The following is a 12767-nucleotide window of genomic DNA, read 5'->3' on the forward strand; positions in this document are numbered from 1 at the left end:
CTCCTGGCTCCCTTTTCAGGGTGCTGGACACTGGCGGCCGGTGTGGTCAATGGCAAAGTCCGCCCCGTACTCTCCCGGAAGGATCAGCTGGCCCACCGGAACGATATCATACCCGTCTCGAATCAGGGTTTCCAAAATGGCGGGCAGGGCCTCCGGGGTGTGGAGGGCGGCGTTGTGGAAGAGGACGATGGAGCCAGGTCCCACTTTTGATGTCACCCGCTGGGTGATGGTGGGGGCGTCATAGTCTTTCCAGTCCAGGCTGTCCACATCCCATTGGATGACTTCCATGCCCATGCCCCGGACGGTACTGACCACATGGTCGTCGTACTCCCCAAAGGGAGGACGGAACAAAGTTGGCCGCACCCCGGTGACCGTCTCTATTTTGTCGCAGCAGGTGTTGATGTCGGCAATGATCTGCTGGGCTGAGAGGGTGTTGAAATGGGCGTGGCTGTCGGAGTGGCACATGACCTCGTGGCCTGCGTCGGCCAATGCTTTGACCGACTCCGGGTATTTATCCACCCACTCCCCTACCACAAAGAAGGTGGCTTTCACCTGGTACCGGTCCAGAATATCGATAAGCTCCTGGGTGTCCTCGTTGCCCCAGGCTGCGTCAAAGGAGATGGCGCAGATCTTGTGGTCTCTTTGCACGCTGTAGATGGGCAGCTGACGGGGGGTTGCTGCGGTGGTGACGTAGGCAGGCAGGTTGGTCAGCAGGCACAGCCCGCAGATACAGAGAAGGGCAGCCGGGACCGCCAGGACCCGCTTGCGCAGGAAGAGGATTTTCCTGGGTTTGGGTGGTTTTTTAGGAACGTGCGTCATAGAGCATCCCATCCTTTCTGCCATAAACCCTATGCAGGATCGCGAAAAAGATGCGTCTTGGACAGGGCCGCAAGCGACAGCAGGACCGGCGTCTTATAAGACGTCGGTCCTGCTGCTTTTCAATGTGGTAACTATGGAATTGGAATACTGAACGACAAAAGAAACAGATCCTTTGGAAATTGGAATTTTATATGGAAATAGAAGATTGGAATGGATGGACTATCCTCAGAGGCAGGCCTTCAGGGGATCCTCCATGATGTCCAGGCCAGCTTCCAGCTGCTCGTCGGTGATCACCAGGGGCGCCAGGAAGCGGACCACCTGACCCCAGCGGCCGGCGTTCTCGATGAGCAGACCCCGCTGGGCGCATTCCTGCACCAGAGCAGAGACCAGGTCGCCGTTGGGTTCCTTGGAGGTCTGGTCTTTGACGAACTCCAGACCGATCATGGCGCCCAGGCCACGGACGTCGCCGATGACGGGATAGGTGGTCTTCCAGGACTGGAAGCGGTCCATGACCTTCTTCCCGATCTCCAGGGCCCGGTCGGCCAGGTTGTCCCGCTCCATGATCTCAGAGCGAGCCACGATGGCGCTTAGAGGCAGACCGGCGGCGATGGACTTGGCGGTGCTCAGGATGTCAGGGGCAGCCTCTGCTTCCTTCCAGTATTCGGAGGCAAACATGCGGCCAGTCCGGCAGAAGCCGCTCTGGACCTCGTCGGCAATGAGCAGGATGCCGTGGTCGTCACAGATCTTCCGCAGGGCCTTCACCCAGGGAATGGGGGCGGGAATAAAGCCGCCTTCCCCCTGGAGGGGCTCCAGCACGATGGCTGCCACCTGGTCGGCAGGGGTCCCTTCCTCAAAGACGTTGTAGATGCTGTCCAGACAGTAGGCCACCGCCTCCTCCTCGGTCATACCGGCGGGCTTCCGGTACAGGTAGGGGAACTCCGCCCGGTACACGCCAGTGGCCAGGGGGCCGGTGCCGATGGTGTAGCCCTTCTTGGCGGTCATGGTCATGGTGAGCAGGGTGCGTCCGTGGAAAGCCCCGGAAAAGGTGATAATGTTGGGGCGGCCGGTGTAGGCTCTGGCGATCTTCACCGCGTTTTCGTCGGCCTCTGCACCGGAGTTGGCGAAGAAGACCTTCTTGCTGTCGCCCTTCACCGGAACGATCTGGGCCAGCTTTTCTGCCAGGGCCACATAGCCCTCATGGGTCACAATGTTAAACATTCCATGGAAATACTGTTCCGCCTGTGCCTGTACGGCGGGAACGATCTCGGGATGAGAGTAGCCGATGTTCAGCACGCCTACGCCGCCGATCCAGTCCAGGAAGCGGTTGCCGTCCAGGTCCTCGATCATAGCGCCCTCGCCTCTGGCGATGGCCACAGGATAGACGCAGCGGATGGCGGAAGGGACCGCCTGGGCACGGCGGTCGATCAGGCTTTGGGCCTTGGGCCCGGGGAGCTGATCCGTGGTCACAGCAGGCAAAGCGGTACGCAGCATAGAGAATCAACCCTTTCTTGTTTGTTTCGGTGCTTTAATACAGCGCCTGATAAATAGCCAGAATGTGGTCTCTGGTGAGGGGAACGAAGTTGTTTTGCAGCAGGCGCTGCTGGTTCTCCAAAACGGAGTCGGTAAACTCCTGGATCTCCTCTTCCTTCATGCCATACTCCCGCAGGCTCTTCTGGGCAGGATGGCGCGCAGGAGGGTATCCAGCGCAGCGAAGGCCTCTTCCGGCTGACAGCCCATGATCTGTGCCATGAAGGCCTGGAGCTCTGCGATGGGTCCGTCGGAGCGGATGGCTAAGTACTGGCGCATGACCCCGTCAAACATGGCGTAGTTGGATTCGCCGTGGGGCACGTGATACACCGCGCCCAGAGGATAGCTCAGGGCGTGGACCGCAGCGCAGCCTGCGTTGCCAAAGGCGATCCCGGCATAGTTGCTGGCCAGGAGGAACTGACCCAGAAGGGGGAACCGGGCGTCAGGTCCGCCATCCCGGATGGCCATGTAACCCTTCAGGATCATCTCAATGGCCTCATAGCCAAAGAGCTTGGTAATGGGGGTAGCCTTGGGGGACAGGCTGGACTCAATGGCGTGGATCAGCGCGTCGATGGAGCTGGTGGCAAAGAAGGGGAAGGGCAGCCCTTTCAGCAGCTCAGGGATGAGCACAGCCCGGTCTGCGTACATGCAGTCCACAGCCAGACCCTTCTTGGTGCGGCGGCTGACCAGAGAGAGGATGGAGATGTTGGTCACCTCGGTGCCGGTGCCGCAGGTGGTGGGGATGAGGATAAGCTCCTTGTCCCGCTCCACAGGCAGGACGCCGTCATAGAGGTCCAGCACCGGGGAGACATACTTGAGGGCCAGCAGCTTGGCGATGTCCAGCACGGTGCCGCCGCCCACGGCGACGATGCGCCGGACGTCTTTGGGCATATCCCGGTAGATGGCCTCTACCATCTCGTCGGAGGGCTCGCCCATGCCGTACTTCTCCTGGAAGAGGACGGGGCAGTCCAGATGCAGGGGGGCAAAGTAGGGATTGTACAGAAAATCATTGGTAAAGAGCAGGTCCTGGGGGCCCAAGGGGAACTCCTCTATAAAGGCTTTGCAGGTCTCAAACTGCTCAATGGCAGGCTTGATGGAGAACGGATACATAACAGAAAGCCCTCCCTTTCTTTAAAATAGCTTGGGGAAGCGGCGGCGATATTCGTCCCGCAGCTGGTCACGGAAGTCCGGGTGTGCCACCTGGATGAGGGCTTCTGCCCGCTGGCGCAGGGTCTTCCCTTTCAGCTGGGCGATGCCATACTCCGTGATCACATAGTTTACGTCGTTGCGGGTGGTGGTGACGGCAGAGCCGGGGTCCAGGAAGGGGACGATCTTGGAGATCTTTCCCTTGCCTGTGGTAGAGGGCATGGCCATGATGGCCCGGCCTCCCTTACTCATGTTGGCGCCCCGCACAAAGTCGATCTGCCCGCCCACGCCGGAGATCTGGCGGAGGCCCGCAGAGGTAGAAACCACTTGTCCCATGAGGTCGATCTGGACGCAGGAATTGATGGAGACCAGGTTGTCGTTTTGGGCAATGACGTAGGGGTCGTTGACGTAGTCCACAGGGTACATGGCTACGGCGGGGTTGTTGTCCACGTAGTCATAGAGACGACGGGTCCCCATCAGGAAGGTGGCCACGCTGCATCCCTTGTGGAGGGTCTTTTTCCGGTTGGTGATAACACCGGCCTCTGCCAGCTCCACCACTCCGTCGGAGAACATTTCCGTGTGGATACCCAGGTCGTTCTTTTCCTTGAGGAAGAGGAGAACAGCGTCAGGGATGGCGCCGATCCCCAGCTGGAGGGTATCGCCGTCCCGGACCAGCTGGGCCACGTGCTTGCCGATGTTCTTTTCCACCTCACCGATGGTGGGCGGAGCCAGCTCGATCACAGGGACGTTGGTTTCCACGATGTAGTCCAGCTCGGTCACGTGGAGGAAGCTGTCTCCCAGGGTACGGGGCATCTGCTGATTCACCTGAGCGATCACGATGTCAGCGCACTCGGCCGCGGGCTTGGTGTAGTCCACGGAGATGCCCAGGCTGCAATAGCCGTGTTCATCCGGTGGAGACACCTGAATGAGCGCCACGTTGGGGTGCAGATAGTTCTTCAGCAGGTCAGGGATCTCAGAAAAATAGACGGGGGTAAAATCTGCCCGGCCCTCTGCGGCGGCGGCGCGGGTGGAGGCGCCCAGAAACAGGCTGTTGTGCCGGAAATTCCGGACGTACTGCGGCTGACAGTACTCCCCATTGCCCATGGCCACCATGTGTACGATCTCTACGTTTTCATAGTGATCTGCCTTGGCGACCATGGCGTCCAGAAGGACGGAGGGTTCTCCGGTGGCGTGGGCAACCACCACGCGGTTTCCGGACTGAATGGCCTGCACCGCCTCCTGGGACGAGCAGAGATGATCTTGATACCAGGTTTTCCAATCCATGCGGAAGACCTCCCTTCTTATTGGAGTGTTCTGTGGGCGTTGCTGCGGTGCATAAGGCTCCGGGCCATATCCAGCAGCGCATCATCCACGGTGTGAACCAGGACGACCTCTTTGAGCTCTGGCAGGATGGGCATCAGCTGCCCCTGAATGATGGTTTCGTTGGTCATGGTGGCCGCCGGGCAGCCGGCGCACCGGCCGAGCATTCTCAAACGCAGGATCCCGTTTTCGTAGTCCACCAGTTCCACGTCTCCGCCGTGGTCCCGCAGAGCGGGACGGACCAGCTGGTCCAGCAGTTGTTCCAGTTTTGCGTTCATAAAGGGTCCTCCTGTTCTTTTCATCGCTTTTTATGCAGTGACGTTTCGCACGCCGGCTTCCGCTTCCTGTGGAAGCGGAAGCCGGAATGGACTCAGTTGTCTTCCTTCACGTGGGCAACCCGCTTTGCCATTCTCTTCTTCTCCTCGATGCCGCCCTGGCGAGCGATCATGACACGCTGGGCCTGGGGAGAGCCTGCGCCGTGGAGGGACTCGGTGCGGTAACCCACAGCACCGGCGCCCAGAGAGAGGTTTTCAATGAGACGCAGGATGCGCATCCAGTTTTCTGCGGAGACGCCCACGCCGTTCTTCATGTACTTTTCCACCCAGGGACCGGTGAACTCGCCCCGCAGGTCAGCCTCAGAGAGGCAGGTGCCTACGCTGCCGCCGGCCAGGTCTTCGGCGATGTGGGCCATTTCGTAGGGGAAGCGGGTGACGTTCTGCTTGCAGACGTTGGCCAGCAGCAGGTCGATCAGGTAGTTGCCGGAAGCGGTGGGCTTGCCCTCGGCGGAGCAGGCGATGCCGCAGGAATACATAGTCTCGTTCAGGTGGATCATCTCGATGATCTTGTCCTTGATGTGGCTGGCCTTGGCTACGCCGTTGTAGTCCGCGGCCACAGCAGCGGCGCCGATGAGCACGTCGCCCACGCCCACCTTACATCCGCCGTAGCTCTGGCGGTGGTAGCCGGCAAACCGCTCCACCATCATGGTGGCGAACTCGGTCTCGCCGTTCATGTAGATGTTTTCGTTGGGGATAAAGACGTCATCAAAGACCACCAGCAGCTCTACGCCGCCGTACTGGGCGTTGCCCACATCGATCTCGGAGCCTTCCAGCTTCCGGGTGTCGCAGCTCTGACGGCCCACGATCATGAAGAGGCCTTCTGCGTTGGCGGGAGCGGAGAAGGAGACGGCATAGGCCTTGTCCTCGGGACCCATAGCCTGGGTGGGCATCACCAGAACCTGGTGGGAGTTGCACATACCGGTCTGGTGGGCCTTGGCGCCCCGGACCACGATGCCGTCCGGCCGCTGCTCCACCACCCGCAGGAACATATCGGGGTCATCCTGCTTGTGGGGCGGCAGGGAACGGTCACCCTTAGGGTCGGTCATAGCGCCGTCGATGGTGTAGTCCTTCTCCTGGGCCTCTGCCACGAACTTGCGGAAGTTCTCGTGGTAGTGGGTGCCGTACTTCTGGTCGATCTCATAGGTGGTGCTGTACACTGCGTTGATGGCGTCCATGCCCACGCAGCGCTGGAAGCAGGCTGCGGTCACCTGACCCAGCAGTCTCTGCATCTTCACTTTGTTAATGAGGTCCTCAGTGGAGGTATGGATATGGGTGAAGCGGTTGACTCTCTGCCCGGTGATGGGGGATTCCACGGTCATGAGATCCCGGTATCTGGTCCCCTGGGCCAGGTCTCATAGGTCATCTTGACCGAGTTCACAGAGGGGCGCAGGATCGGGTCGTCCACGGGGTTTTCCACTTTCTTGCCGAACATATACACTCTCATGTTCATTGCGCGGAGGCTCTCCACATATTCGTTACCAGTCATCAATGCCATAGTATTCCTTTCTTAAGGTAGCAGCCGCTGCTGCTCCGTTCATACAACGTATTTTTGTGAGGAATCCTTGTTCCTCTTGTCTCGCCTTACTATACAAGCAATTTCCGTGCCAACCTTCCTTTTTTCTTCTGCCAGGAAAGAAATTTTTCTAAAATTTCTGGTTTTTTCCGCAAACAGGGCAAAAAACAGGGCGTCCCAGGGATCTCACAGGCCCATTCCCCGGTGCAGCCGGGGGGATCGCTGGCCCTGCCCCGGCGGAAACAGCGGGGGCGCTCCCCTTCTCTGTTTCAAAATCAAAACGCAAGGAGACGTATTTCCTGCGTTTTTTCTCCAGTCAGCCCTACTGTTTCATTTTTTAAACAGCAGCTGCGCCAGAGGAAACAGGGGACCCGTTCTCCTCCCCGAAAGAGGCTCCCCGGACCCTTGGGGCCAGCGGGTCCAGCCCCTGCAAACCCGGCCCACCCAGGCGATCTCTCTTCTCCCGCCGGCCTTCCATGAAGGATTTCCTTTATTCGGCGAAGGAATCTTGCAATCCCTTGAGAAATTTGGCAGATTTCATTGCAGATTTCAGCCGGTTCGTATATAATGGCAGAGAATAATCAGCAGACACCCTCGTTTCTTCCGGTGCGCCCCTTCCCTGACCGATCCCGTCAGGGGTTTGTTTCCACAGGCCGGAGAAGCAGGGTCGTCGATTCTAAGGGGGGCTGCGGCTCCCCAATGAAAACAGAGGAAGAACATCATGAACACAAGTAAGAAGCTGAACATGACCATGCTGTGCGACTTTTATGAGCTCACCATGGGCAACGGATATTTCAAAGCGGGCTACCAGGACCGCATCACCCATTTTGATCTGTTTTTCCGCAATGTTCCCGATAAGGGCGGCTACGCCATCGCAGCAGGTCTGGAGCAGGTGATCGAGTACATCCAGGACCTGCACTTTGAGCCGGAGGACATTGAGTACCTCCGCTCCCGGAACATGTTCGACGAGGGCTTTCTGGAGTACCTTGCCAACTTCAAGTTCACCGGCGACATCTACGCCGTGCCCGAGGGGACCCCTGTCTTTCCCAAGGAGCCCATCCTCACCGTGCGGGCCCCCGCCATTCAGACCCAGCTGCTGGAGACCTACCTGCTGCTGACCATCAACCACCAGAGCCTCATCGCCACCAAGGCAAACCGGATCGTCCGGGCGGCCAAGGGCCGGGCGGTGCTGGAGTTTGGTTCCCGCCGGGCTCAGGGGGCCAGCGGCGCCATCGACGGGGCCCGGGCTGCCTACATCGGCGGATGCAAAGGAACCGCCTGCACCATCTCCGATCAAATGTACGGGGTTCCCGCCGGGGGCACCATGGCCCACGCCTGGGTGCAGATGTTTGACACCCAGTATGACGCCTTCCGCACCTATTGTGAGATCTATCCCCACAACGCCGTCCTGCTGGTAGACACCTATAATACGCTGAAGAGCGGCATTCCCGACGCCATCCGTGCCTTCAACGATGTGCTCAAGCCCAGGGGGATCACCCAGTGCGGCATCCGCCTGGACTCCGGCGACATGGCCTACCTGACCCGGGAGGCCCGCAAGATGCTGGACGAGGCCGGCTGGACCGAATGTAAGATCACCGTGTCCAACTCTCTGGACGAGATCATCATCCAGGACCTCCTCCTCCAGGGGGCCCAGATCGACTCCTTCGGGGTGGGCGAGCGGCTCATCACTGCCCGGAGCGAACCGGTGTTCGGCGGGGTGTACAAGCTGGTGGCCTACGAGGATGACAACGGAAACGTGATCCCCAAGATCAAGCTCAGCGAAAACGTGGCCAAGATCACCACCCCCCAGTTCAAGCATGTGTACCGTCTCTTTGCCAACGACACCGGCAAGGCCATCGGGGACTGGCTGTGCTGCTACGACGAGGACGTGGCCAGCAACCTGAATGAGGACGGCAGCCTGACGATCTTCGATCCCGACGCCACCTGGAAAAAGAAGACCATCAGCGACTTTACCGCCAAAGCCCTTCAGCAGCCCATCTTCCTGAACGGTGAGCTGGTGTATGAAAAGCCCACCCTGGACGAGATCCAGCGGTACTGCGAGGAGCAGATGGAGACCATGTGGGACGAGGTCAAGCGGTTTGACAACCCCCACAATTACTATGTGGACCTGTCCCAGAAACTGTGGAACATCAAGTATGACCTGCTGACCCAGAACAAGTGATCCAGGTCCTGCGCCCCGGGAGGTGAATCCATGAAGGCAGAGGAACGCAGACAGCTCATTGCCCGCACCCTGACAGCGGACCAGCCGGTGAGCGCCACGGCGCTGGCGGGAAAGTTTTCCGTAAGCCGGCAGATCATCGTCGGGGACATTGCCCTGCTTCGGGCCTCGGGTATGGACATCGTAGCCACCCCCCGGGGGTATAAGCTGGGGGAGACCAGCGGTCTGGTCCGTGCGGTGGCCTGTGTGCACAGCCGGCAGGATACAGAGCGGGAACTGCTGGCCATCGTGGACAACGGCTGCACCGTGATCGACGTGGTGGTGGACCATCCCCTGTACGGTCAGATGACCGGCCAGCTGAGCATCGCCTCCCGCTATGACGTGCGGCAGTTTGTGGAGAAAGCCCAGCACGCCGCCCCCCTCTCCTCCCTGACAGACGGTCTGCACATCCATAACCTGCGCTGTCCCGACGAGGAGAGTTACCAGCGGGTGTGCCGGGATCTGGAGGCCCTTGGGGTCCTCTATACCCCCAGCCGCGAGGAGTAACGCACCCCGGAAGAAAAGCGATTGACAACCTGATAGAAGGTCAGTATAATGGACCTTGCACCTGTCTTGACAGGTGCAAGGTCCATTTTTTACCGAATGAGTAAGGGAGAAGGAGTATGTCACGTTTTCAAGCATTCCTGCGGCGGAAAAACATCGTCTTTTCCGCCACCCGCTACGGGGTGGACGCCCTGGGGGCCATGGCCCAAGGTCTGTTCTGCACTCTTCTGGTGGGCACCATTTTGAACACACTGGGCACCCAGTTCCATATCGGCTTCCTCTCGGCCACCGTGGTCACGGTAGGCTCCGGAGAGGCTGCCACTTCGTATACCATCGGCGGTCTGGCCTCGGCCATGGTCGGTCCTGCCATGGCGGTCGCCATTGGCTCCGCCCTGCAAGCCCCTCCCATGGTCCTGTTTTCTTTGGTCCCGGTGGGGTACGCCACCAACATCCTGGGCGGCGCCGGCGGCCCTCTGGCTGTGCTGGTCATTGCCATCATTGCCTCTGAGTTTGGTAAAGCCGTGTCCAAGGAGACCAAGGTGGACATTCTGGTCACCCCCATCGTCACCGTGCTGGTGGGTGTGGGCGCTGCCTACCTGATCGCCCCTCCCATCGGAAAGGCCGCCTCTGCTGTGGGCCAGCTCATCATGTGGGCCACGGAACTGCAGCCCTTCTTTATGGGTATTATCGTCTCTGTCATTGTGGGTGTGGCCCTCACCCTGCCCATCTCCAGCGCAGCCATTTGTGCAGCCCTGGGCCTCACCGGCCTGGCGGGCGGCGCTGCCGTCGCCGGCTGCTGCGCCCAGATGGTTGGCTTTGCGGTGATGTCCTTCCGGGAGAACCGGTGGGGCGGCCTGGTGTCTCAGGGTCTGGGCACCTCCATGCTCCAGATGGGCAACATCGTGCGCAATCCCAAGATCTGGATCCCCCCCACCCTGGCCTCTGCCATCACCGGCCCCATCGCCACCTGCCTGTTCCGTATGGAGATGAACGGCACGCCGGTCTCCTCCGGTATGGGTACCTGCGGTCTGGTGGGTCCCATCGGCGTGTACACCGGCTGGGTCAACGACGTGGCCGCCGGGCTCATGGCCTCCGTGACCGGCATGGACTGGCTGGGCATGGTCCTCATCTGCTTCGTCCTGCCCGGCGTGCTGACCTGGCTCATCAGCCTCCCCTTCCGGAAGTCCGGATGGATCAAGGAGGGCGATTTGAAGCTGGACGACTAAGTCCGGTATCTTCTGGAAAAAAGTTTCCCCTTTTTGCAATTAGTGGTTGAAAAAAACAGGAAAAAGGTAGATACTGTGGTTATGTCTTTGAAAGCCTGTCCCACAGGTTTGCCATACAAAAGGAGGAATCGAGAATGAAGAAGTTGCTGGTGCTGGGCATGGCCACTGTTCTTTGCCTGCTGACCCTGGTTGGCTGCAAAGCCGCCGATCCCAACCATCCTTACGAAAAGGAGCCTGCGCCCGCCAACGAGACCGCTGCTGTGGTCACCGTAGACATCGCCTGAGAAACGCGCCCTTTTACATCAAAAAAACCGGTGTATCCCGCTGCCCCACAGGCAGCAGGATACGCCGGTTTTCTCTTGGGATCAGCGCCTTTTAAAAGACCCCCAGGTGTTCCAGCAGGATCTTCACCCCCAGGACCACCAGGATGCAGCCGCCCAGGCGTTCGGCGCTGCTTTGAAAGCGGGTCCCCACCCGGTTGCCCAGGTTGACCCCCAGACCGGAGAGCAGAAAGGTCACCACCCCGATGAAGGTCACCGCCGGTAGGATCTCCACCTCCAGGAAGGCGAAGGTGATCCCCACTGCCAGTGCGTCGATGCTGGTGGCCACCGCCATGGCCAGCATCACCCGAAAGCCCAGGGAGGCGCTGGCCTCTTCGTCCTGCTCCCCGCCGGCTTCCCGCAGCATATTGATGCCCAGAATCACAAGAAGGGCAAAGGCGATCCAGTGATCCACTGCGGTAATGTAGGCGGAGAAGCGGGAACCCAAAAGCCAGCCCAATAAAGGCATCCCCCCCTGAAAGCCGCCGAACCAGAGGCCCACGATGAGGGTTTTTGACAGGGTCACCCGCTCCATGGCAAGTCCTTTGCAGACAGAGACCGCAAAGGCGTCCATGGACAGGCCCACCGCCAGCAGAAGCAATTCCAAAAAGCCCATAGATGTTCTCTTCCTCCTTGTGCATTCTATGCCGGGCGCAGACCCCTTATCCGTCGAGAGGGGAAAAAAACGGCTCCCCCTGGGGGAAGCCGTTTTCCGGTTGCGACGGGATAGGTTCCTTGCCTTGGCGTCTGTGCGCTGCTTACTTTCCGATGGTCTCCCAGGCCTTGTCCAGGAAGCTCTCGTCATAGACCTTATCTGCGGTCATGTCGGTCTTGATGCCGCCGGAAAGCTTGGTCATTTCCACACCGGCCTTAAAGCCTTCCTCGGTGTGGTAACCGGTGAAGTTGGCGATCTTATGTTCCTGGTCATAGGTCGCGTCGTAGAGGAGTTCTTCCTCTGCGCCTTCAAAGAGGGGCAGGAGCTTCTCCACGATCTGCTGGGGGGTGGCGGTTTCCATCCACTTCATGGCCTTGGCCATGGCGTTGACTGCCTTCTGGACGGTCTCGGGGTTGGACTGGATGAACTTGTCGGTGGTAATGATGGCAAAGAGCTCATAGGCGCTGGAGCCGATCATCTCCTTGATCTCCTGCTCGTCGGTGCCGTCCACGATCACCACGCCGCCGTTGTCCAGCAGCTGCTTGGCGGACCAGGGGTTGGTGGAAACAGCGGCCTGGATCTCTCCGGCCTGGATGGCAGCAGCATAGGCGGAGCTGGCCATGCTGACCACAGAGACATCCTCATCGGGGGTCATGCCCACAGCCTGGATGCAGGTTCTGGAGAAGGCCTGGGGTGCGCTGGTTGCGCCCTGGCCGCCGGCGATCACGCCGCCCTTCAGGGATTCCATGGTGCTGTACTTTTCGTTGGCGCCGATGAGCTGATAGGGGTACTTCTGGGTGGGAGAGACCAGGATCTTACATCCCTGTCCCATTTCGTTGGTCATGAGAGCCATTTCGATCCCGGCCAGGGTAAACTGGGCCTCGCCGGCGAACATGGGGGCAGCGGGGTCGCCGCCGGTCACGGTCTGGAACTCAGCTTCCAGGCCCTCTTCCTCAAAGTAGCCCAGGGTCTGCGCCAGGTAGGCGGGGGCCCAGTGGTAGCCTCGTACCGGTTCGGTAAAGATGATCTTTTCCAGTTCTTTGTCCTGGCCTTCCTGGGGGGCAGCGGGGTCGCTGGCGGGTTTGGTCTGTCCGCAGCCTGCCAGCAGGCAGAGGGCCAGAGACAGGGTCAAGGCCAGGGCGAGCAATTTCTTCATGGGAATGCACTCCTTTTCATGTTCCTGT

General features: G+C 59.8%; 10 protein-coding genes and 2 pseudogenes. 4 read left to right on the forward strand and 8 right to left on the reverse strand.

The window, feature by feature from the left end:
* Positions 1-15: 15 nt before the first annotated feature.
* From SOR61_RS06795 to SOR61_RS06820, 6 genes and pseudogenes are all read right to left on the reverse strand, one after another.
* The gene (locus SOR61_RS06795; protein ID WP_320611915.1) at positions 16-819 is read right to left on the reverse strand and encodes a polysaccharide deacetylase family protein; all 804 of its coding nucleotides are present in this window, start codon (positions 817-819) and stop codon (positions 16-18) included.
* 225 nt (positions 820-1044) lie between these two features.
* Positions 1045-2310: an aspartate aminotransferase family protein gene (locus SOR61_RS06800; protein WP_320611916.1), complete on the reverse strand. Its 1266-nt coding sequence runs from the start codon at positions 2308-2310 to the stop codon at positions 1045-1047.
* 34 nt (positions 2311-2344) lie between these two features.
* Positions 2345-3456: pseudogene (locus SOR61_RS06805) on the reverse strand (4-hydroxybutyrate dehydrogenase).
* Between the two features lie 21 nt (positions 3457-3477).
* The gene (locus SOR61_RS06810; RefSeq protein ID WP_320611917.1) at positions 3478-4776 is read right to left on the reverse strand and encodes an acetyl-CoA hydrolase/transferase C-terminal domain-containing protein; all 1299 of its coding nucleotides are present in this window, start codon (positions 4774-4776) and stop codon (positions 3478-3480) included.
* A gap of 17 nt (positions 4777-4793) precedes the next feature.
* On the reverse strand, positions 4794-5090 hold the full coding sequence (locus SOR61_RS06815) for a NifU family protein (protein WP_320611918.1): 297 nt from the start codon (positions 5088-5090) through the stop codon (positions 4794-4796).
* Between the two features lie 92 nt (positions 5091-5182).
* A pseudogene (locus tag SOR61_RS06820) lies at positions 5183-6642 on the reverse strand (4-hydroxyphenylacetate 3-hydroxylase family protein).
* Positions 6643-7381: 739 nt separating this feature from the next.
* Here SOR61_RS06820 and SOR61_RS06825 point away from each other — a divergent pair.
* The 4 genes from SOR61_RS06825 (at position 7382) to SOR61_RS06840 (ending at position 10892) form a co-directional block, all read left to right on the forward strand.
* A complete protein-coding gene (locus tag SOR61_RS06825) occupies positions 7382-8842 on the forward strand; it encodes a nicotinate phosphoribosyltransferase (protein WP_320611919.1) in 1461 nt (486 codons plus the stop codon).
* A gap of 30 nt (positions 8843-8872) precedes the next feature.
* Positions 8873-9385: a transcription repressor NadR gene (locus SOR61_RS06830; protein ID WP_320611920.1), complete on the forward strand. Its 513-nt coding sequence runs from the start codon at positions 8873-8875 to the stop codon at positions 9383-9385.
* 116 nt (positions 9386-9501) lie between these two features.
* Positions 9502-10608 carry a PTS sugar transporter subunit IIC gene (locus SOR61_RS06835; RefSeq protein ID WP_320611921.1) on the forward strand — a complete coding sequence of 369 codons (1107 nt, stop codon included), beginning with the start codon at positions 9502-9504 and terminating at the stop codon, positions 10606-10608.
* Between the two features lie 134 nt (positions 10609-10742).
* Positions 10743-10892: a hypothetical protein gene (locus tag SOR61_RS06840; RefSeq protein ID WP_320611922.1), complete on the forward strand. Its 150-nt coding sequence runs from the start codon at positions 10743-10745 to the stop codon at positions 10890-10892.
* A gap of 91 nt (positions 10893-10983) precedes the next feature.
* On the opposite strand, the gene SOR61_RS06845 is transcribed toward SOR61_RS06840, so the two are convergent.
* Both SOR61_RS06845 and SOR61_RS06850 read right to left on the reverse strand, forming a co-directional pair.
* On the reverse strand, positions 10984-11544 hold the full coding sequence (locus SOR61_RS06845; RefSeq protein WP_320611923.1) for a manganese efflux pump MntP family protein: 561 nt from the start codon (positions 11542-11544) through the stop codon (positions 10984-10986).
* Positions 11545-11686: 142 nt separating this feature from the next.
* Entirely contained in the window at positions 11687-12739 is a 1053-nt protein-coding gene (locus SOR61_RS06850; RefSeq protein ID WP_320611924.1) for an ABC transporter substrate-binding protein, read from the reverse strand.
* Positions 12740-12767: the final 28 nt, after the last annotated feature.

The organism is Evtepia sp. (genome assembly GCF_034090835.1).
In the GTDB taxonomy this organism is placed as follows: Bacteria; Bacillota; Clostridia; order Oscillospirales; family Oscillospiraceae; genus Evtepia.